19 protein-coding genes are annotated in these 20,801 nt (G+C 44.2%); 14 read left to right on the top strand and 5 right to left on the bottom strand.

Translation table 11 applies throughout. The features are described from left to right. The first annotated feature begins 23 nt into the window (after positions 1-23). From xylA to AC9UGD_RS05065, 4 genes are read left to right on the top strand one after another with little or no spacing between them, the layout of a single operon-like run. Entirely contained in the window at positions 24-1,190 is a 1,167-nt protein-coding gene (gene xylA, locus AC9UGD_RS05080) for a xylose isomerase (RefSeq protein WP_509570440.1), read from the top strand. Further along, positions 1,190-2,569: a xylulokinase gene (gene xylB / locus AC9UGD_RS05075; protein ID WP_509570437.1), complete on the top strand. Its 1,380-nt coding sequence runs from the start codon at positions 1,190-1,192 to the stop codon at positions 2,567-2,569. The genes xylA and xylB overlap by 1 nt, the downstream gene beginning before the upstream one ends. Positions 2,570-2,594: 25 nt before the next feature. Then, positions 2,595-2,918, top strand: coding sequence for a YciI family protein (locus AC9UGD_RS05070; RefSeq protein WP_509570435.1), 324 nt, complete (start codon positions 2,595-2,597; stop codon positions 2,916-2,918). Positions 2,919-2,920: 2 nt separating this feature from the next. After that, positions 2,921-3,538, top strand: coding sequence for a DNA-3-methyladenine glycosylase family protein (locus tag AC9UGD_RS05065; protein WP_509570432.1), 618 nt, complete (start codon positions 2,921-2,923; stop codon positions 3,536-3,538). Here the strand turns inward: AC9UGD_RS05065 and AC9UGD_RS05060 are convergent, their stop codons facing one another. Beyond that, on the bottom strand, positions 3,539-3,901 hold the full coding sequence (locus AC9UGD_RS05060) for a TipAS antibiotic-recognition domain-containing protein (protein ID WP_509570430.1): 363 nt from the start codon (positions 3,899-3,901) through the stop codon (positions 3,539-3,541). A 34-nt stretch (positions 3,902-3,935) separates the two neighbouring features. Further along, positions 3,936-4,655, bottom strand: coding sequence for a DNA alkylation repair protein (locus AC9UGD_RS05055; RefSeq protein ID WP_509570427.1), 720 nt, complete (start codon positions 4,653-4,655; stop codon positions 3,936-3,938). A gap of 100 nt (positions 4,656-4,755) precedes the next feature. On the opposite strand from AC9UGD_RS05055, the gene AC9UGD_RS05050 reads away from it, so the two are divergent. The 4 genes from AC9UGD_RS05050 (at position 4,756) to AC9UGD_RS05035 (ending at position 9,172) form a co-directional block, all read left to right on the top strand. Then, a complete protein-coding gene (locus AC9UGD_RS05050) occupies positions 4,756-5,592 on the top strand; it encodes an undecaprenyl-diphosphate phosphatase (protein ID WP_509570424.1) in 837 nt (278 codons plus the stop codon). A gap of 240 nt (positions 5,593-5,832) precedes the next feature. Next, entirely contained in the window at positions 5,833-6,498 is a 666-nt protein-coding gene (locus tag AC9UGD_RS05045) for a hypothetical protein (protein WP_509570423.1), read from the top strand. Between the two features lie 35 nt (positions 6,499-6,533). Continuing rightward, positions 6,534-7,487 (top strand): hypothetical protein, encoded by a 954-nt coding sequence (locus AC9UGD_RS05040; RefSeq protein WP_509570420.1) that lies wholly within the window; start codon positions 6,534-6,536, stop codon positions 7,485-7,487. 47 nt (positions 7,488-7,534) lie between these two features. Next, positions 7,535-9,172, top strand: a complete 1,638-nt coding sequence (locus AC9UGD_RS05035; RefSeq protein ID WP_509570418.1) for a hypothetical protein — start codon at positions 7,535-7,537, stop codon at positions 9,170-9,172. Positions 9,173-9,205: 33 nt separating this feature from the next. Here AC9UGD_RS05035 and AC9UGD_RS05030 read toward each other — a convergent pair whose 3' ends face one another. Beyond that, complete coding sequence (locus tag AC9UGD_RS05030) at positions 9,206-11,263, bottom strand: MMPL family transporter (RefSeq protein WP_509570417.1); 2,058 nt, start codon at positions 11,261-11,263, stop codon at positions 9,206-9,208. A 53-nt stretch (positions 11,264-11,316) separates the two neighbouring features. Between AC9UGD_RS05030 and AC9UGD_RS05025 the strand changes: the two genes are divergently transcribed. Continuing rightward, on the top strand, positions 11,317-11,808 hold the full coding sequence (locus AC9UGD_RS05025) for a GNAT family N-acetyltransferase (protein ID WP_509570415.1): 492 nt from the start codon (positions 11,317-11,319) through the stop codon (positions 11,806-11,808). Here AC9UGD_RS05025 and AC9UGD_RS05020 read toward each other — a convergent pair. Both AC9UGD_RS05020 and AC9UGD_RS05015 read right to left on the bottom strand, forming a co-directional pair. Continuing rightward, positions 11,805-12,494: a winged helix-turn-helix domain-containing protein gene (locus tag AC9UGD_RS05020; protein ID WP_509570413.1), complete on the bottom strand. Its 690-nt coding sequence runs from the start codon at positions 12,492-12,494 to the stop codon at positions 11,805-11,807. The two genes, AC9UGD_RS05025 and AC9UGD_RS05020, sit on opposite strands and share 4 nt — an antisense overlap. Beyond that, positions 12,494-13,501: a sensor histidine kinase gene (locus tag AC9UGD_RS05015; RefSeq protein ID WP_509570410.1), complete on the bottom strand. Its 1,008-nt coding sequence runs from the start codon at positions 13,499-13,501 to the stop codon at positions 12,494-12,496. Before AC9UGD_RS05015 ends, AC9UGD_RS05020 begins: the two co-directional genes overlap by 1 nt. Before the next feature lie 155 nt (positions 13,502-13,656). Between AC9UGD_RS05015 and phoU the strand changes: the two genes are divergently transcribed. The 5 genes from phoU (at position 13,657) to AC9UGD_RS04990 (ending at position 20,737) form a co-directional block, all read left to right on the top strand. Then, positions 13,657-14,301 (top strand): phosphate signaling complex protein PhoU, encoded by a 645-nt coding sequence (phoU, locus tag AC9UGD_RS05010; protein ID WP_509570460.1) that lies wholly within the window; start codon positions 13,657-13,659, stop codon positions 14,299-14,301. Positions 14,302-14,306: 5 nt separating this feature from the next. Further along, positions 14,307-14,777: a DinB family protein gene (locus AC9UGD_RS05005; RefSeq protein WP_509570407.1), complete on the top strand. Its 471-nt coding sequence runs from the start codon at positions 14,307-14,309 to the stop codon at positions 14,775-14,777. Positions 14,778-14,861: 84 nt separating this feature from the next. Continuing rightward, positions 14,862-17,435, top strand: a complete 2,574-nt coding sequence (locus tag AC9UGD_RS05000) for a LuxR C-terminal-related transcriptional regulator (protein WP_509570404.1) — start codon at positions 14,862-14,864, stop codon at positions 17,433-17,435. Between the two features lie 40 nt (positions 17,436-17,475). Beyond that, the gene (locus AC9UGD_RS04995) at positions 17,476-18,708 is read left to right on the top strand and encodes an MFS transporter (RefSeq protein WP_509570401.1); all 1,233 of its coding nucleotides are present in this window, start codon (positions 17,476-17,478) and stop codon (positions 18,706-18,708) included. Between the two features lie 181 nt (positions 18,709-18,889). Then, positions 18,890-20,737 (top strand): ABC transporter substrate-binding protein, encoded by a 1,848-nt coding sequence (locus AC9UGD_RS04990; protein ID WP_509570399.1) that lies wholly within the window; start codon positions 18,890-18,892, stop codon positions 20,735-20,737. Positions 20,738-20,801: the final 64 nt, after the last annotated feature.

Raw genomic sequence — 20,801 nt, 5'->3', positions numbered from 1 at the left:
ACATTTGATGGGGGAGAAGAAATATGAGCACTTCATATCAAGCATCACCGGCAGATAAGTTCACTTTCGGATTGTGGACGGTTGGTTGGCAGGCTAGAGATCCATTTGGTGATGAAACTCGTCAACCGATTGATCCGATACGTACTGTGGCCGAACTTGCTCAACGTGGTGCCTACGGGGTTACCTTTCATGACGATGACTTGATTCCTTTTGGGTCCGATGACTCCGCTCGCCTTCATCACATTAATCGCTTTAAGAAAGCTCTTAGTGATAACGGGATGGCTGTTCCGATGGCAACAACTAATTTGTTTTCACACCCTGTTTTTAAAGATGGCGCATTAACAAGTAATGATCGAGACATCCGTAGATATGCGATTCGCAAAGTTATGCGGAATATTGAATTAGCAGTCGATCTGGGCGCTGAGATTTATGTGTGTTGGGGTGGCCGAGAAGGTGCAGAATCAGAGAGTTCTAAAGACGCTTACGTAGCTCTAGAGCGTTATAAAGAAGGTTTCAATATTCTTTCTCAATTCGTTCTTGATAATGGTTACAAAATTAAGTTTGCAATTGAACCAAAACCAAATGAACCACGTGGAGATATTTTCTTACCTACGATTGGACATGCCCTTGGTTTTATTTCTGAACTAGATCATCCAGAGATGGTTGGTCTTAATCCCGAGGTAGGACACGAGCAAATGGCTAACCTCAATTTTGTGCATGGAATTGCGCAAGCATTGTGGCAAAAGAAGTTGTTCCACATTGATCTCAACGGCCAACGTGGTCCAAAGTATGATCAGGATTTTGTCTTCGGTCACGGCGATCTAAAGAGTGCATTCTTCCTAGTTGATCTACTCGAGAGATATCAATATTCAGGACCTAAGCACTTTGATTACAAGCCTGTACGTACTGATGATGATTCTGGTGTTTGGGCATCTGCAACTTCAAATATGCGGATGTACCTCATTCTTAAAGATCGTGCGGCAAAGTTCCGTAAAGATCCACGAGTAATTGAGGCGATGAAGAACTCCAACATTCCAGGTTTAACTGAACCTACCTTGACGGGTACTGAAACATGGCGAGATTTGGCTGCTGACTCCTTTGATGTAGAAGCTGCTGGCAAACGCGGATACAGCTATGAAATTCTGGATCAATTGGCACTTGAACACTTAATGGGCGTCTCGGAAGAGTAATGAAGAAAGTTTTAGGCGTTGATTCATCTACACAATCAGTAAAAGTTGTTGTGCGTGACGCCGAGACCGGTGAGTTCATACAGTCAGCATCGCGCCCACATCCGGATGGGACCGAAGTTGATCCTCACTATTGGTACGACGCTTTGACGGAAGCGATTGCCGAAATTGGTGGGTTAGATTCGGTTGATGCAATTTCTATTGCTGGTCAACAACATGGAATGATCGTTTTGGATGAAAAAGGTGAAGTTATTCGCCCAGCACTACTGTGGAACGACACGAGATCAAGTAGCCAAGCCGACGCGCTTAACTTGGAGTTTCCAGATATTCATGAACGCGTGGGTTCAAAGCTAGTTGCTTCCTTTACAGCTTCAAAGCTTCGATGGTTACAAGAAAATGAGCCAGAGAATGCAAAGAAAGTTAGAGCCGTTGCTCTGCCACATGATTGGCTTTCGTGGAAGATTTCCGGAAGTAAGAATCTAGAAGATATATTCACTGACCGTTCTGATGCATCAGGGACTGGATATTTCAATCCTTCGACTAATACTTACCAGCTAGATATTCTCAAATCTTCAATTGGTCATAGCGACATCCATCTGCCACAGATAATTGCGCCTAATGCATTTGGTTTTGATAACGGCGCTTTGAAAATAGCAGCCGGAGCAGGTGACAATGCTGGAGCTGCACTTGGGCTAGGTGCACAAATTGGTGACTTGGTAATTTCTTTAGGTACAAGCGGAACCGCTTTTCTGATTTCAGCATCGGGAAGTTCTGATGCATCGGGAGAAGTGGCTGGTTTTGCAGATGCGACAGGCAATTTCTTGCCACTTGCTTGCACCTTAAATGCGGCAAAGATATTTGCGACGACCTGCTCAATGCTGGGTATCTCATTTGAAGAATTTAGTCGCTTGGCACTTTCTGCCAACTTTGGAGCTGATGGATTAATGTTCTTGCCTCATCTTGATGGAGAAAGAACTCCTAATCGCCCTAACGCTAAAGGGCAACTTCACAATATTTCACACTCAAATTTCACAGCAGCAAATATTTGCCGCGCCTCTATAGAGGGTGTAATCGCAAGCATGGCTTATGCAACCCAAGCACTGCTAGATCTTGGCCACACCTTCGAAAGATTTATTTTAATTGGCGGTGCCGCACGAAATCCTGCGGTGCAACAAATAGCAGCCGACTTATTTGCTCGCGAAATTGTTGTACCGGCTGAAAGTGAGCATGTGGCCGATGGCGCTGCAAAGCAAGCCGCATGGGCATTGTCTGGCGGTTCGCAACCACCGCGCTGGCAAAGTGGTGGGGAAGCGGTTGTACAACCGTTAAACATTAATCTAGATGTTCGTAACTCTTACTTAAATGCAATCAGCAGAATTTAAGCAAAATTTCTTTTATAATAAAGCCATGAAGTTTTTAATTTCTGTAATCGATGATCTTGAGAGTCCAGGCACTGCAGCTGAGATGATTGAAATTGATAAGTTCAATGATTCCTTGCGCACAAACGGTCAGTGGATATTTGCCTGGGGACTACAACCACCCGAGACTGCAACTGTGATTGATAACCGTAATGATGCGAATTTAAGCACCGGAAAACCTTTGTTTGATGCCACAGAGAACTTCAGTGGATTGTGGTTGATTGAAGCCGAAAGTGCTGAAATAGCTGAAAGGTTGGCGTATTCGGCATCGAAGGCATGTAATAGAAAAGTTGAACTTCGCCCAATGCATTAAGCATGGATACACAACGCGCCAAAGAGTTAGCGGCGATAAATAAGAAAATCTCAAGAATTGATCCGGCTTTCATGCCAGCGATCAAAAATCTAGAACCGTGCACATTCGGTTTAGTTAAACCAAAACTCACTCAATTTCAATCTTTGATTCGAGCAGTGATTGCCCAGCAAGTGAGTACCGCTGCAGCCACAACAATTACTGGTCGTCTAGAAATCAAGTGCGCAGGTTTCATCACTGCCGAAAAAGTTGATGCACTTACACCAAAGCAACTGCAATCTGTTGGGCTAACTGGTGCAAAAGTACGAACCATTAGCGAACTGACATCTGCTGCATTGTCGGGAGATATCAACTTTAGAAAATTTCCTCACATGTCGGATGAAGAGATTATTCAAGAGCTAATGCCCTTGTTTGGCATTGGCCGTTGGACGGTAGAGATGTTTTTGATCTTTCATTTAGGACGATTGGATGTGTGGCCGATTGATGATCTAGCAGTACGGCGGGGTTGGGATAACTTGCATAAAAACGCTGAACCCATCAAACCTAAAGCTCTACAGGGTTTAGGCGAACAATTCGCAGGGATGAGAAGTGTTGTTGCTTGGTATTGCTGGAGAGCATCTTAACTATTGAGCTTGAATTGCATCATGAACATATTGAGCTAAGCCTTTAACGCGTCCGTCGTAATACTCTTTAAATCGTGGATCTTCCACGTACATAACAGCCAAGTTCTTTTGCATCTCAATAGAGCAGTCATAAAACCATTTTGTTATTGCATCCCGATGGGCAACAACTGCAGCCTTTGTTTTGTCGGAATCAATAGGAAGTGAGTTCCCAAAGGCATACACAAACAGTTCAGTAGCAGCTTCTTGATCTACTTTTGCGGCATGAAAATCATCTTTTGAATACTTAGAAGACTTGGCCTGGGATTGCTTATATGCGTCGGTATCACCCCAACTCTCTTGGACTTCTTTCTCATATTCATTCATATGTAAGAACTTTACAATGCCTGTTGGTTAATTCCTAGGATTTGCTTTCAAGTAGCCATTGTTTACGTTCACGCTCTGGTAGCTTTTCGATCGCATACCTAAGCATGGTCCGCGGCATCTCATGTGCATGGTCACTTAAGAATCTTCGCAATAACATCACATCGCGCTTACCAGCTTCGCGAAGCATCCAGCCCACGGCTTTGTGAATCAAATCGTGATCATCTTTAAGTAGCAACTCTGCAATGGTGATTGTTGGTTCCAAATCTCCGGCACGAATTAAGGCAAAAGTTAAGATCATTGAAACACGACGTTGCCACAGAGATTTGGATTTAGATAGTTTGATTAACAGCGGCAATGGATTTTTAACTTCTAATAAATAGACACCCATCCAAGGAGCAGACACATCAACAATGTCCCAGTTGTTGACTCGTTCAGAACTTACTTGCTTCATATAGAAGTCAAATATCTTCTTACGTTCCCGTGATGTTTTTGCTTTAGCAAATTGGTGATTAAGAATTATTGCTGCACATAGACGTGCTTCGTGAAAGGGTGAGCCGAACAACTTTGCAACTTCAACCAGTTCTAAACTCTGGTATTTCTTTGCAACTGATCTTGTTTGGGGGACTGTTCCGCCAAGGAAAAGATCACCCTCGGCATATTCGCCGGGGCCGGTCTTATAGAAGCGTGCTAGATCGCTAATTCGGCTTTTTGTTCCAAAACTTCTCAACTCGTCAATCGCATGACTGGCTTTCATTCCTGAAATATACCGAAACATCATTTTTCACTTCATATAGGGCAATAACTTCTGGTTGCTCGTTACAATTAGGGCTTACTCATGGTGATGGAGGCGGTACGTGCTTGAAGCGTTAATTCTCGGCATAGTCCAAGGCCTCACAGAGTTCTTACCTATTTCATCTAGTGCCCATATTCGCATCGTGGGTGAGTTCATGAACAAGGCTCAAGATCCCGGTGCCAGGTTTACTGCAATCACACAAATCGGCACAGAGCTGGCGGTGGTTGTTTATTTCCGCAACGACATCAAGGCAATCCTTGTTTCCTGGATTAAGCAGGTTTTTCAGCGCGCAGAATTAGTTGGTGAAGCAAAGGGCCAAGCACGCATGGGTTGGCTCATCATTATTGGAAGCGTGCCGATTGTTGTACTTGGCTATTTTGGCAGAGACATCATTACAAATGATCTTCGTTCATTGTGGCTCATTGCATCGGTAATGATCATCTTTGGTGTGATCCTTGGTATTGCAGATAAGTATGGAAAGAGTGAAAGAACCCTGGAACAGCTAAGCACGAAGCACGGGCTTCTATATGGCGCAGCACAAGCGCTCGCATTAATGCCAGGAGTATCACGCTCTGGTGCAACTATTGCGATGGGTCGCTTCTTGGGCTATTCCCGCGAAGCAGCACTTCGTTACTCGTTCTTGTTGGCGATACCTGCAGTTTTTGGAAGCGGTCTGTATCAGTTAAAGGATGCTTTTTCTGCAGACGCAGCACCTAATGTATTTTCGATTCCAGAAACTTTTGCCGCTACTGCAGTGGCATTTGTCATTGGATATTTAGTCATTGCCTGGCTTCTAAAGTTTGTTTCAACAAAGAGCTTTATGCCATTTATTATCTATCGCATAACTCTGGGTTCTGCGATCTTGGTTCTCTTAGCAACGGGCGTTATTTCAGCCTAAGCAATTCTAGTAAAAGCCAAAGCGGGCCTTTATAAAGTCAAATATTGCGCCAGGGGCTAACTCTCATGCAACAGCCAAATCCTTCGACAGATTTCGCACAATGTAATCTGAAATACATGTGGTGACCTACTTAATATTGTGTAAAGAGGTAGCCCTCGCAAAAACTCCCTAACTGATTTTTACAAGTGGAAGCCTTGCTCCTGTCAGAACAGCAAAACTCAGGGAGAGTGGGGATACATAATGAAAAAGAATTATTCAAGAAAAACCAACGCGCTAGTTCTTGTTATTGCAACGGCACTTGTGTTTGTAAACGGTGCACCAGCTAATGCAGCCAATAGAACTATTACCTGCTACAAAGGCACGATAGTTAAGAAAGTAACTGCCGCAAAGCCAAAGTGTCCAACCGGCTATACAACAACTAAACCAAAGGTCACCGCTAAACCAAAGGTCACAGCTAAAGCAACAACACCGGCAGCAGCCGCAACAGTTGCATTCAGCGGCACATATAAAGGAAACCTCGCAATCGTATGGGGAGACACTTACTTGCAGGTTACTTCTGTAACTGGAAAAGGAACTGGAAATGTTCTTGGCCTAACAGATTTGTCTGGAACTGCAGCAGCAGCACCTGCTGGTCTTTGTGACTCATTTGATGCCAAAGGATCAATTGGCGGTGGCGGAAACACACTTAACGTTTCATTTGATACATCAGCAAAGGGTTGCGCAGAAGATGAATCAGCCCCAACAACGATCAAGATCACTGGTAATGCGCAAATAACTGGCGGTACTGGAATCTACGCAGGAGCAACAGGAACTCTCAAAGTTTCAGGAGTTTTCAGTGTTAAGGGTGGGGTCAAGGAGACAGCGGCTTTCACTATGGATGTAAGTGGAAATATCAAAACCAAATAATTAGTAAACCCGTAACAACAAATGAAGGAGTTGTAATGAAGAAGGTAATTTCAGGAATAGCAGTTGTTGTACTGGCAATAGCTGGTGGCGCTGTAACTAGTGGAGCTGCTTATGCGGCACCGGCCGCATCGACATTAATCGTGTCAGGTGGCAACGGAGTATTTGATCTAGGCCCAATCGTCATTAACGGAACAGCAAGTGCTGCTGGTTCGGTCGCATTTACAGTTAACGGCAAAGTTGTATCAGGCTGTGAAGCTGTACCAACAACTTCGGTTACTCCATTTGTTGCAAAATGTTCTTGGATACCAGCAGCATCCGGTACAACCGTGATAACTGGTGCATTTACTCCAACAGATGTAGCAAGTTTCGCGCCTGCTACAAGCAACAATTTGACCGTAAAAATTGGCGTTCCAGTTCAGGGAATAGTTTCACCAATTCACATTTATGTAGACACAGTTCTTGCAACTGGTTCAACTGGCGCACTTGCTCCACGTTTCAACGGTTGCGCCATCATGAATGAGTTTATGGTTGGTCAAACAATCGTTTTTCGTGTCTATGCCAATAACGCCGATCAAGGTGGAGCAGTGATGGATTCATCCAACACTTCAAAAGCATTCATCCAGATAGCTGGCATTAAAGATCCAGTCGCGATGTCCTATGGAAATCACAGCGGTGTTGCTTTTTGGACAGCGATTCTTAAGACAGGTGTCGCACCTTTGTACAGCACCATCGGAGTTATTAACTACAAAGTCACCATGATTGCTAAAGATTCCAGCACTATGAAGGTACTTTCAACAAAGTTGACACCAAAATTGGAGAACGGAAAGCGCGTTCTGGATGCAAACGGTCGCACAGTGTATGAGCGAGTTAGTTACTACCGCACAGTTAAATTGTCAGTTCCACTAAAAGGCGCAACTGGGATTTGGACTTCAAACTTTACTGCCAACTCACAGTTGAGTTTGTTTGCAGCACCAGTCGCTACAAAGTAACAAGAATTAACTAAACGATCGGAGAGAAAATGCTTAAAAGATATGGTGTGGCACGAGTAGGAGCGGTGTTAGTTCTAGCTTTAGGATTCATCACTCCTGCTCAAGCCGCAGATAATCCAGTCAAGCTTGTTGCACCAAAAGAAATTAGTAAGCCTGTACTTCCTTTCACAGGCCTAACTGCACAAAGCTTCACGACGCCATCCACAATGGTGAACCTCGAAGTGACACCAAATCAGGTGGTGCTTGGGGATGCATTTACAATCACCGGAAAAGGTTTACCCGGAAATACTCCGGTGACCCTTACTTGGTCGACAAGTGATGCAACCTGGATCGCTGATGTTCAGCCAAACACTGTTAACTACATGGGTACTTCGTATTCAAAATTCAATGTAGTTATCGCAACAATTTCAACTGATGCACTTGGCGGATTTGTATATAAGACCAAAATCCCATCAGATTTTGGTGGCGTGCATGACATTTATGCGGTCAACAATAATGTTGCCCTGGCTCATGGTGGCCTGCAAATAGCCCGTACTTTAAAGATTTCTCCAACAAGTGGGCCTATTGGAACTCCTGTGACAATTACTTACACAGGCCTTGGACCCTCTTTGTATGCAGCAGGATCAGCGTTGTATTACGACGGCAAGTACACAGGGTCAATGCAGGCACGTTGGACTCGCGGCACTGCAACGACAACGATTCTGGCGACAGGCCCCGTTGGCAAGCACTATATCCAAGCTAATGAAGCAATCAGTTTTTCTTACTTGAATGCCATGCAGTCACCGGTTCCATTTGCCAATAGCGAAATGGGTACATTCACCGTTACAAAAGATAATGGAATATTCAAGCCATATCTCATCTATCCACAATTGATGACGCCAACTGTTGATCAACGTACAACTTTGACAACAGCTGGATTGGATCCTGACACTAAAGCAGTCATGAGTTTGTCCCCAGATCGTGGAATTGTCGGAAGTAAAACAACAATTAAGGTTTCAGGAATTCCTACAAAGGGAGTTCACACAATCGTGTGGTCAACTGTTACAGGCAATCGTGTTAACTGCACAACGGGTACCTGCTGGGTATATAACCCAATTCCACTAGGTACTGTCGACATAACAGATGGAACAGTGAACAAAGTCGTAACTATTCCAGATCACTTGGGTGGTTATCACGTTATCCAAATCAAGCTAGGCGATGTTGTTGAAGCCCAACAAGTGTTCTACGTTAAAGAGAGCATCGAACCTCTTCTTGATAAGAATGGAAAAGTTCTAACACTGGGCGTTGCAAAAGCAGATCTATCAGGCTCTGTAGATGCCTTCCAACGTGGCGGACAAGGAATTCCAACATACACATTCAAGGAAGGCGAAGAGTTCACTCTTAGCATGAAGGGTGTTGGCTGGACACAGATGGATAACACATTGGCTGTTGCCTATGACAATAGTTATGTTGGTTACGGCTGTGGATTTAATTCAAATGGTTACTTAGTAGTGCACTTAAAGGCCTTAGGAGGCGTTGGAACACACATTATTTCAATGCGCCCATTGCTGTATACACAGCAGCCATCCTTTGCTAATACTCCTTATGGAATGGTGCCAATCCTTACATCTGAAAATGATCTTCCAGGCCTAGCACTTGGTTATCAAATTCCTACCGTTTACTTTGCAATAAAAATCGTTAAGTAAACATTTCTCCGGGACTAAAACCCCATCTCTTAATTAGGTAAGAGGTGGGGTTTTTCCTGGCTGCCACCAATTCCATTTACCCAACATGACCATGGCACTAGGCAATAGCAGACCACGAATGATTGTTGCATCGATTAAAACACCGGCAGCAAGCCCGATACCTAATTGTTGCAGTCCTGCAAAGTGACCTGTGATTAGCCCGGTTAAGGCGGTAATAAAAATTAGCGCAGCTGCAGTTACAACTGTTCCAGAGTTTCGCATGCCTTCGCGAATCGCTTCTTCATTACTAGCGCCGCGATCCCATGCCTCTCGCATTCTGGAAACAATGAATATTTCATAATCCATGGAAAGCCCAAACAGAATGGCTAAGAGCAGAACAAGCACCCATGCTTCTAATTGCTCCAGCTGGTATGTCCCAATTCCAAATTTGAAAACAAGTACCAATATTGCATAGGCAGCTGCAATCGAGATCAGATCAAGAACAATTGCTTTGAAGGCAAGAACTACGGACCGAAATGTTCTTAAGAGAATAAAAAAAGTAATCAACAAAATTAAAGAAATTATTGTTGGTAATGAAGATTTAATGGCATTGAGTAGATCAACACCTTGTGCTGGCGCACCACCAAGGTAAATTCTTGATCCATCCGGAAATCCTGCATTAGGGATATATACATCGCGCAGCTGTTGTACTAATTGCTTGGTTTGATCAGAGCCAAGATCATGTTGCCCAAAAACATAAAGTCGCAGATATCGGCCTGAAGCATCCATAAAAGGCCACTTTTCGCCACTTGCCACAGTAAAGACTTCAGGATTAGCAGCTAGTTTCTTTGCAAACTCAAAACGTATTGTCGGAACATCTGGTGAACCCGCATGAACGCCTAGATCAACGACAATTTCATGGGGAGTAATCACGCCAATGCCCACCTTGTCGGTAACACTATTTAAGGCCTGAGCTGACTCTAAATTAGTAGGAATTGCACTGAGCGAGCTTGGAGTTACTTGAAACCACATCAGAGCCGACAGAAGAATTGAAAGGGCAAATAGTGTTGATGCAAAAACCTTGCCCGGTTTGGCGATTGCGATATTTGTGAGGCGATCAAAGGAAAACTCAAGAACTCCATTAAAACCAACTTTGGGCTTTGCTGCCAACAAAGCTAAAAGAATTGGTTGCAAAGTGATAGCTGCAAAGATTGAGACTAAGGGCAGAATTAAACAAGCAAGACCTATTGATCGAACAAACGGAACTGGTACTAATAACAATGTTGCCAAACCTAAGGCAACAGTGATTCCAGAAATCACAGCGGTTCTACCCGCAGTTTTCATAGTTTGGGCAATTGGATCTTGGCTTTGGCCCAGTTCGCGGCGATAGCGATGGACCATAAGTAATGAGTAATCAATCGCAAGGCCCAAACCAATTAATTCGACAATGTTTGGTACATAGAGCACCATCAGAAATTTTTGGGCAAGCAAGTAAATGATTCCAAGAGTTGTGGCAATCGTTGCCAATCCAAAAAGAAGCGGAATCAAAACCGCCCACGAGAATCCAAGTGTTGCAATGAGCAATAGAGTTGCGAGTACGACTGCAATTAACTGACCTCTGTGAAGATCACTGGAAAGAATTGGAACCACATCACTTTCTATTGCCGGGGGACCGGTAACTAGAGCACCAGGGAGACCTTGAGCAATTAGTTCGCCGCGTAGTAATTCGGCATATGTAGCTGCGTCCTTTAGCTCAAAGGGGGTACCGATGTTGGAATACAAGGTCCCTGCGAAAGCTTTTTCATTTGTTATTTCCGAACCGGGGATAACCCGAGAGGCACGAGCAACAGCTATTTTAAAATTAGCAATCTGTTCAGCACTTGCCTGCTTGTATTTATACATCACCGTAAAAGCGCCTTCGGTGTTTGCCTTGAATTCCTTGTTCAATATCTCATTAGCGGCTGCTGATGAACTTCCAGGTACGGTTAATGAAGTTGTTAAGTATTGATCAAGGTTTGATGCACCGAATAATCCAAATGCGGTCAGAGCAATCCACATAGTAAGCACTAGCGCGCGGGCCTTAAGGGCTGCCTTTGACCATGTTACCAACATTTAAATAGTCTATTCATTTACCTAACTGCGCATGCAGATGGCATGATTTGAGTATGAAGGCCAATGTTCTCGTTGAGATTGTTCAACCAAATGAGTGGCAGCGCTTGCGCGCGTTAAGACTCAAATCCCTTCTAATCAATCCAGAAGCATTTGGTGGAACACATGAGATTGAAAGTACAGAGGATGAATCCGTTTGGCGAGCGAAGTTTGAAAAGCTAGATTTTATAATTGCATCAATTGATGGTGTTGATGCAGCACTAATGTCGGTTGAAGAGTTAGTTGGAGATTTTGGAGCAACGTGTTGGATTGGTGGATGCTGGAGCGATCCAGACCATAGAGGAAAAGGCTTATTACGAAAAATGTTTGAGTTTGTAGATTCTCAGAATCGAGATTGGAAGATTCAAGGATTAGGTGTGTGGATCGACAACTACAGTGCAATTGCCGCTTATGAAAAATTAGGTTTTGTAAAGATGGGTGAAGATACGCCAAGCACGCGACAACCAGGCAAGTTTCATCAACGGATGATAAGAAAAACTGCGGTCTAAATGTTTTCTAGTTTGTACCCAAGTCCGCGAATAGTTTGAATTAGGACTGGATTTGCAGGATCTGCTTCAATCTTTGCTCGCAGACGTTTGATGTGAACATCTAAAGTCTTTGTATCACCGTAATAATCGCCACCCCACACACGGTCAATTAATTGCGAGCGGGTAAGAACTCGGCCCGAATTACGCATCAGGAATTCAAGTAACTCAAACTCTTTAAGAGGTAGTGAAATAGGGACTCCATTGACAGAAACCTGGTGCTTACCAGTATTGAGCTTTACGGGACCAACTTCCATCAAATCTTGATCTTGAAGTGAGCCATCATCTGTGATGCCACGTCGCAATACCGCTTTAATACGTGCGATTAATTCGCGCGATGAATAAGGCTTAGTTACATAATCATCTGCACCGATTTCAAGCCCTACAACCTTGTCGATTTCAGCATCTTTTGCTGTCAACATAATTATCGGAACTTGCGAGGTTGTTCGAATTGTTCGGCACACTTCCACACCTGAAACCACAGGAATCATGAGGTCTAGCAGGATTAGATCCGCGCCTTCTTTGGCAAAGATTTCAAGTGCCTTGCGCCCGTCTTCGGCCACTAAAGTTTCAAATCCCTCTTTACCTAACAGAAAGGCCAGCGCTTCTGAAAATGATGCTTCATCTTCTACGATGAGAATCTTGGTCATTAATTGGCCTCCGCTTGGTTGTTATAAATAGGTAAAAGTAAAGTGAATGTACTTCCGATATTTTCTGCGCTCCAGACCTTCACATCTCCGCCATGCTTTGATGCGACATGCTTAACAATTGATAGACCCAGTCCTGTGCCACCTGTTTGGCGAGAACGCGCCGGATCTACTCGATAAAAACGTTCAAAGATTCTTAAAAGATCAGTTTCCGGGATTCCGATACCTTGATCCGTTACTGAAATTTCAACAATGCCATCAATCAACTTGCTCGTGACAGCAACCTTTGTATTTTCGGGGGAGTAATTGATTGCGTTATCAATGAGATTTTGAGTCGCCATTGTTAACTGATCGCGGTCACCCCAGACAGTCAAATTTTTCTCTTCCTGAAAAGTAACTGTGATGTGGCGGCTCTCTGCGTTGATCTGACTTTGATCAATTGCCTCTTTGACTAGATAACTAACTTCTACTTCCTCGGCAAGTTGCAGCGGATCCGAGTCTTGAATGCGAGACAGATTTATAATTTCTTGTACTAAATCAGTCAAGCGCTTGGATTCTGACTGCATGCGAGTTGCAAACATTGTCACCGCTTCAGGTTCATCTTTTGCACCAAGTACAGCTTCGCTTAACAGTGAAAGCGCGCCGATTGGTGTTTTCAATTCATGTGAAATATTTGCAACAAAGTCACGACGAATTTCGTGAACTCGCTGAGCTTCGCTTTCATCAGAAATTAAAACAATGACAAGATCACCTTCGGTCAAAGGAAAAATGTTGACCGTTAATTCGTGAATACCTTCGCCGATTGGCCCACGAGGAATATCTATTCGACCGGTGTGTTTTGTATCTGTGCGACGTACAACTCTTATTGTCGCTAGTAGTTCGGGACTATCGATTCGCCCATCTTTTAAGATTCCAAGTCGATCAATCCCAGATGATGCATAAACGGGTTGCTCGCCCGGGGCCAGAACCAGGGCATCGCCATCTAGGTTATTGAGGGTCTTTATAAGCATGTCTGGCAGAAGGCGAGGGTCACTAGCCTCATCTATAACCCGGCGCTTTAACCTCATATAGAAACTCTATCGCCCTAAAACCCCAGTTAACCGCCCGTTAACCCAATGGTTTGCGTATGTTAATCATTGAGCCTTAGGTTGCACCCATGGCCCTTATTAGATCAGCGTTTCAGGACGAGCTAGACAATGTCTCGCAATCCTTGGTCGACCTTACAAACATGGTTTCTGAATCAATTGTTAAGGCGTCCAAAGCGTTGCTGTCCGCTGATTTAAATCTTGCCGAAGAAGTAATTGCAACAGATGTAAGAATCGATGATTACCAGCACGAACTAGATGCTCGCATCATTGACATCATCGCCCGCCAGCAACCAGTTGCTTCAGATCTTCGGGCATTGATCACAGCTCTTCGCATGAGCGCTGATTTAGAACGCATGGGCGATCTCGCACATCACATTGCAAAAGTGGCACGTCTTCGCCACCCAAGCACAGCCGTTCCTTCTGACTTAGTTTTAGCTTTCACCGAAATGGGACATGTTGCCGAAAAGCTTGCAACAAAGGTGGCAACAGTAATCACAACTCGCGATACAGACATGGCATTGCAAGTTGAAAAAGATGATGACGAAATGGATGAATTACACAAGAAGGTAATTATTGGAATTACAAAGGGTGGCGGAGCAATCAGCATCGAATCTGCAATTGACCTTACTTTGCTCGGTCGTTACTACGAGCGCTTTGCAGACCACGCTGTTGCGGTTGCTCGACGTGTGTACTTCCTGGTCAAGGGCGAGTTTCCACAGTAAAAATCATGTTCCTTGATATTCAAGAAATTGCTTCTGCATACGAGGCGGCAACTAAAGAGTTTCTAAATATTGCAGCGTCCGTTCCTGCAGATAAGTTGGATGTAAATGATGGTGAAAACTGGAGTTCTCGCCAGGTAATTCATCACTGTGCAGATAGTGAAGCTCAGTCTTATGCTCGCCTGCGTCGATTAGTCGCAGAACCCAACCCAGTGATACAGGGCTATGACGAAAATTTGTGGGCTAAGGATCACACCCTTGGATATACAGAGTTGCCTATCGAAAATTCAATTGCTGTCTTTACCGCCGTTCGCGCTGCCTCCTTAGACATCATCAAGCGACTAAAGCCTGAGCAGCTTGAGCTTTCAGGTACCCACACTGAAAGCGGTGAGTACTCACTGAAGCGTTGGCTTGAGACCTACACACGCCATGCCAATAACCACGCAGATCAAATTAAGCAGAATTTGGACCAGAAGTAGCCATTTAAAAATAACCTCTTTATCTCACCCCAACAGGGGTGAGGCAACCTTGAATAAGTAGGGGCTACCCATCACCCTTTAGGAATGAAAAGCGGCGTAACCCTTGGGGTCAATCTGGCTCGTACTGTCGCCCCAGTTGTTCCGGCTAGTTTTCTAACCCGAAAGCACCTATTTCACCTGTTTGAAACCAATATGCCAGGCGCAACCATTGTTGCCGCACCCGCTGGATATGGAAAGACCATGTTGGTGGCTGAATGGGCGCAAGCTCAAACCAGACCAACGATTTGGTGTGCTGTTGATCCAGGTGACTCTCCACAAATGTTTTTCGCACATATTGTGCAGGCGGTTAGAAATGTTTTCCCTAAATTTGGCGCTGATTTTGAAAGTGAAAGATTTTTATCCCCAGATAGCTACATACAGTTTATGGTTCGTGAAGCAAGCGCCGTTAAAGAAGACTTTAACTTTGTCATTGATAACGGTCCTGCAGATGCTCAGGAGATAACGCCATTTGCGCAGGCACTGGTTGATAACTTGCCGACTAATGTCCATGTTGTAATCGTTAGACGCGTTACCCCCGCTACATCACTGGCACGATATGCAAGTCTTGGAAACTTAAGTTTGATCACTAGTCAGGATCTAAAGTTTTCACAGGATGAGATTGAAGTAATCTGTGAATTAAGTGGTCTAGATGCCAAAGACCAGAATGTTTCAAAGTATTTAACTAAGTGCAATGGCTGGCCCGCTGCAATCCAAATGATGGCAAAAAACATTTCCCGTGGTGTCATGGACAGTGAATTTAAAATAGCTGAAACTTCCAACCCACTAGGAATTTTGGCTCTTGAGTCATTCAATTCGCTAAATGAGGAGAATAAGCACAATCTGTTGAAGCTTGGAATAGTTGAAGAGTTTGATCTGGAAGTCGCTGCAATAATTTTGGGTCAGGATTTTTCAGAGACTTACATAAACAAACTTGCAACAGATGGAATGTTTGTGTCAGTTTCATCAGGAACTCAACGTAAATTTACGATGAACCCGATTGTTTATCAGGTACTCCAAGAACGACGGGCTGAATATTTAGATCAAGACATTGCTACTCACAAAAAACTTGCTGATTACTATGTGTCTATTGGCTCTCCGACGGAAGCCCTAGAACACATCTTTCACTCAGGCTCACAAATTGAAGTAACTGAAATGCTTCGAGTCTCGATTAGGGACATGGCGGCAGTTGGACGTGGCGATCAAATTCTTCGTTGGGCTCAGTACGGCGCAGATGACACCCCACAAGGTGAATTAATGAAAAAGAGCATTCAAGTCGTTGGTCACATGGTGAATTTAGATTTTCAAAAGACTGAGGCCTTGGTTGCAGAATTAGATTTTGTTGCCTCACAAAATCCTCAGTTAGAGTTCTTAACTCAGATAACAGCAATGATTATGTCGCATGTGTATTTTGCTCGAGGAGATTTTGAGCGTTCTCGGGTAATGATAACCAAAGCTTTGGCAAAAGATTATGAGTACACATCAATTGAAAACGTCGACAAGATTGCACTTTTGCGGCTGCAAGCAGATATCGCTTACATTTATGATGATGGAGATTTAATTACATCGTCCTTGAATAGCGCTAAGAAAATCCAGGATGGAAACAATCTAACAATAACCGGCTATCACATCGGCTGCATGACAGCTATGTTGCTCTGGTACGAGGGCAGATTTTTTGAGGCAGCAGAATTTGCTTCGATCGCAATCACACAAGCTGAAAATAATGGCTTCTCGGGCATCACAGGCCCATTTGATGCCCTCTTAGTTTTGTCCAGATGCCAACTTGAACTTTCGAAATTAGAGAAATCGATTGAAACGTCAAATGTGATTGAGCAAAAAGCAGAATCTTCACAAATATGGCCTTGGTACTTCATGGCAGTTGGCACTCGTTCACGCATACAGATAACTCAAGGTCGAATCAATCATGTAGTTGATGAAATTGAAGCACAACGTGAAAAACACAAGCAGATTCAGACTCCCAATCAGTTGGGTTGGATAATTGATGTCACCGATATCTTCTTGCGCTTTGTCTTAAACGACTGGAAGCGGGCTGATGAGTTATTGCAACGTATGCCCAAGATCGAAATGGTCCGTCAAATTGATATGAACTTAAAGTTTGAAGCAGACCCTAAGCGTATACACGCACTAGTTGCTCAGCTACCTGAGACAAATCCGCGTGAAAGAGTTAACAAGATTTTGTACCAAGCCACTATCAATATTGATCAAGAAAATGTGGCACTTAACTACTTGCGAACAGCACTAGATCTTGGTGCCGAAGTTGGGTTCCACGAATATTTTGTTCGTCAAAACAGGCTATATCCAATCATGGTGAAAGCTGCTGCAGCTAAGCCAACTATCTTCATAGAAAGCGTGGTGCACGAGATGTCAGAGCGGATTAAGAGTTCAAATTCAGATACCGGTGCTCTTGAAGAGAAATTGACTAACCGAGAACTTGAGATTTTGAAGCACCTGACAACAGGTAATCCCATTAGTGCAATAGCAAAACAGCTTCACATTTCACAAAACACGATGAAGACTCATTTGCGCAATGTTTATCGCAAGCTAGATGTAGATGGCCGCCATACCGCTGTCGAAAAAGCAAGGAAACTGCTTCTTATCTAAAGCAGTCCTCAATCAATGGCTGCCATATAGGGTTGTGGGTATGGGTCCGGCTTTTAATCGCATGTGGGCATCGAGCATTGTTTCCAATCTCTCTGATGGAATTTTAATTGCTGCCGCACCATTGCTTGCAATCACCTTAACTGACAGCACGGTCTTGATTTCAGCAATAGGTGCGATGGTGATGTTGCCCTGGCTGCTCTTTGCAATACCAATTGGCGTCATAGTTGATCGCATCGATCGTCGCTTCATATTGGCGGGGGCTAACGCCACGCGAAGCGCCATTGTTGGCGTTCTTGCGCTTTTAATTGCTACAGACCACGTAACAATTTATTGGTTGCTATTTGCCTCATTTGTGATCGGCGTGTGCGAAGTAGCGGCTGACACAACCGCCCAATCATTGATTCCTCAAATATTGGAAGAAAAGAACTTTGAAAAGGGTAATTCTCGGTTACAAATTTCAGAAACAGTGATTCAAGGCTTTGTCGGTGCACCTTTAAGTGGCTTCATTTATGCTATTGCTATTTCGCTCCCGTTTTTCATCAACAGTCTTGGCTTGGCAGTTGCGGCGTTGCTGGCGTTATCGATTCCGATCAAGTATTTGCAAGATGTTCGAACAGATGATGTTGACCAGGAAAAAAGAAAGTTTGTTGCAGATATGAAGTTTGGCATTAGATATCTGTTTAATGAAAAGGTCTTACGCAGACTTGTTGTAACGACTGCTGCCATAGGTTTGTGTTATTCAATGGGTACGGCAACTATGGTCTTGTTCATCATTAAAGAACTAGAACTACCTAAACAATTTTTTGGTGTGATTCTTACGATTCAGGGGATAGGTGCAATTGTTGGAGCATTTATGGCTCCGCGTTTATCTGAAAAATTTGGTCGAAGCAACGTAATGACATTTGGAATTGTCTCGAGTTCAGTTGTTTTGTTATTGCAAGGATTATCTCCAAACATTTATGTCTTTGTCGCACTCGCAACTTTTGGTGGCTTTGCTATTTCGCAGTGGAACATATTGTTGATGGCCACGTATCAAACGGTGATACCAACCGAGTTGTATGGACGAATTCATGGAACCCGCCGAACCTTGGTGTGGGGGATGATGCCGATTGGATCCTTGCTGGGTGGAGTCCTGGCCCATTACGGGTTGAGATTGCCAATGTATGTCGGCGGGGTCATTGCAACCGTTATTGCTTGTGCATCAATTGGCTTCCTGCTCAATATTGCTGAAACGGCCAAGCCAGTCTCTGATGCAGCCACACCTGCCGCATAGGCCACATATCACCCCGATTTGCGCTAAATCTTTACATGACCGTTATAAAGCCGCGCTCATGCAAACTGTTCACCTCTTGCTCATTTGCCGTTCATTAAGGCAGACTTCCACCACCAAAAGCGCCTATGGGGCAGGTCGACTCTCCACAGACGCTTTTCTTACACCCTCAAGGAGGATCTATATGAAGTTCACTCGTAGCGCAAAGTTTGCGCTCGCAGCTGCAGCATCAGCGGCGTTAGCAGTTTCACTGCTTACACCAGCACAGGCTGCAACTCGTTCAACAGTAGTTATTCACCACACCAACGTACAGACAGGTTTGAACTGTGGTCTAAGTACTACAAACTCAACGGTATGTACTGATCAAGCAGCACTAACAGGTATGGGATTCAATTACTACAACGAAAAGAAAGAACTAATCAAGAACACAACTTTTGGTTCTTACAAAGTAATCAAGAATTCAAAGACTGACTTCCGTGTTACATACACAGTTGCTCCAGGACGTGTTTGGTCAGATGGAACTCCAATTACTGGAGTAGACCTTCTACTTTCACACATTCTTTCAAGCGACACATATTCAATCGAAGCAGGACTTGGCGATCCAGCAAGCAAGACTGAAAAGCCAGCATTCAATACTCAGGGATACGGAAGCACTTACCACAAGAACATTGTGGGAGAGCCAGTTCTTTCTTCAGATGAAATGTCAGTGACATTGCGTTGGAAGAGCCCAATTGCAAACTGGGATCTTTACGGTCCAGGACCATCTCCAGTTCACGCAATGGTTCTTCTTGCTGAAGGAAAAGATGGACTTCAGTCAGCATCTGCAAACCTTTCAGCTAAGGAGCGTTTCCTAACTGCATACAAGAACAAGGAAACTGCACTTCTTAAGAAGATGGGTAAGGTGTGGTCTGAGGATTACACAATTACAACTATCAACAAGAGCACGAACCCATTGCTTCTAATCAGCAACGGTGGATTCATTGTTGAGTCTGCAGTTCCAAAGACATCAATGACACTAGTTCTTAACCCTAAGTACAACTCAGGTCCAAAGATGACTGGTTCAATTGAGACAATCGTATTCAAGGTAATCACAGATGGAACAGCTGCAGTACAGGCTCTTTCAAATGGCGAGCTTGATGTTTACTCAGGACAGGCAACTGCTGATGCTGTTGCAGCTCTAAAGAAGATCACTGCAGTGAACATCACTGGTGGAGAGCAAGCTGTTTACGAGCACTGGGACTTGCACTACGACAGCGTCGAAGGTGAGCCTCCATACTCAGGCATCTTCTCAAAGAATGGTGGAGCGAAGGCTAAGGCACTTCGTCAAGCATTCCTACTAGGTCTACCTCGTGATGAAATCATGGAGAAGATCATTGCTCCAATCAACGGAATCACAAAGCCACTATGTACTGCTTGGGTCGCCCCAGGATCAGCTGCATACGACAAGATCTGTGCTGTTAACGGTTCAGCGTTCTACACTCGTGGAACACAAGAATCACGTAACAAGTCAGCACTTGCATTGGTACAGAAGTTCTACCCAGATGCACTCAAGAACCCAGTTACAGTAAATGTTCTTGTTCCAGGTGGTAACACTCGCCGTGCTGCACAGTTCGCTCTTGCTAAGGCAAACTTGGCGAAGGTCGGCTTTAACCTAGTTGGCGATGTCCAATCTGGTTGGGGAGCACTTCTTGGAAATGGTAAGTATGACGCGTTCTTCTTTGCCTGGGTTTCAAGCTCAGTAACACAGAAGCAGTCATGTTCAGTTCTAGAGACAACTGGTGGATCTAACTACGTTATGGGTTACTCAAACTCAACAGTAGATAAGGTCTGTACTGATCTAGATGTTGCTATGAAGCCTGAACTACTTATCCAGAAGTACATCACAGCAGACCGTGCACTATTTGCGGATGCTGTAACTCTTCCGGTCTTTACTCACCCTGGTGTTACTGCAATTAACAAGAACCTCAAGGGACTAAAGCCAGCTCCATTGTCACCACAGTTGACATGGAACTACTGGGAGTGGTCATACTAAGGATTAATCTCCTTAGTTAGCATTACCTATTTAGTCCATTGGACGCCCGGAGATCACTCTCCGG

The organism is Candidatus Planktophila sp. (assembly GCF_044232745.1).
Taxonomy (GTDB): Bacteria; Actinomycetota; Actinomycetes; order Nanopelagicales; family Nanopelagicaceae; genus Planktophila.
This window is presented reverse-complemented; position numbering and strand designations above follow the sequence as displayed.

What these genes read in the sequence shown, in the direction of transcription:
- AC9UGD_RS05045 (WP_509570423.1), top strand. Translation starts at nt 5,833, where the DNA reads ATGAAAAAGAATTATTCAAGAAAAACCAACGCGCTAGTTCTTGTTATT.
- AC9UGD_RS05055 (WP_509570427.1), bottom strand. Translation starts at nt 4,655, where the DNA reads ATGAAAGCCAGTCATGCGATTGACGAGTTGAGAAGTTTTGGAACAAAA.
- AC9UGD_RS05015 (WP_509570410.1), bottom strand. Translation starts at nt 13,501, where the DNA reads ATGCTTATAAAGACCCTCAATAACCTAGATGGCGATGCCCTGGTTCTG.
- AC9UGD_RS05025 (WP_509570415.1), top strand. Translation starts at nt 11,317, where the DNA reads ATGAAGGCCAATGTTCTCGTTGAGATTGTTCAACCAAATGAGTGGCAG.
- xylB (WP_509570437.1), top strand. Translation starts at nt 1,190, where the DNA reads ATGAAGAAAGTTTTAGGCGTTGATTCATCTACACAATCAGTAAAAGTT.
- AC9UGD_RS04990 (WP_509570399.1), top strand. Translation starts at nt 18,890, where the DNA reads ATGAAGTTCACTCGTAGCGCAAAGTTTGCGCTCGCAGCTGCAGCATCA.
- AC9UGD_RS05005 (WP_509570407.1), top strand. Translation starts at nt 14,307, where the DNA reads ATGTTCCTTGATATTCAAGAAATTGCTTCTGCATACGAGGCGGCAACT.
- AC9UGD_RS05030 (WP_509570417.1), bottom strand. Translation starts at nt 11,263, where the DNA reads ATGTTGGTAACATGGTCAAAGGCAGCCCTTAAGGCCCGCGCGCTAGTG.
- AC9UGD_RS05020 (WP_509570413.1), bottom strand. Translation starts at nt 12,494, where the DNA reads ATGACCAAGATTCTCATCGTAGAAGATGAAGCATCATTTTCAGAAGCG.
- AC9UGD_RS05000 (WP_509570404.1), top strand. Translation starts at nt 14,862, where the DNA reads ATGAAAAGCGGCGTAACCCTTGGGGTCAATCTGGCTCGTACTGTCGCC.
- AC9UGD_RS05070 (WP_509570435.1), top strand. Translation starts at nt 2,595, where the DNA reads ATGAAGTTTTTAATTTCTGTAATCGATGATCTTGAGAGTCCAGGCACT.
- xylA (WP_509570440.1), top strand. Translation starts at nt 24, where the DNA reads ATGAGCACTTCATATCAAGCATCACCGGCAGATAAGTTCACTTTCGGA.
- AC9UGD_RS05040 (WP_509570420.1), top strand. Translation starts at nt 6,534, where the DNA reads ATGAAGAAGGTAATTTCAGGAATAGCAGTTGTTGTACTGGCAATAGCT.
- AC9UGD_RS05060 (WP_509570430.1), bottom strand. Translation starts at nt 3,901, where the DNA reads ATGAATGAATATGAGAAAGAAGTCCAAGAGAGTTGGGGTGATACCGAC.
- AC9UGD_RS05065 (WP_509570432.1), top strand. Translation starts at nt 2,921, where the DNA reads ATGGATACACAACGCGCCAAAGAGTTAGCGGCGATAAATAAGAAAATC.
- AC9UGD_RS04995 (WP_509570401.1), top strand. Translation starts at nt 17,476, where the DNA reads ATGGGTCCGGCTTTTAATCGCATGTGGGCATCGAGCATTGTTTCCAAT.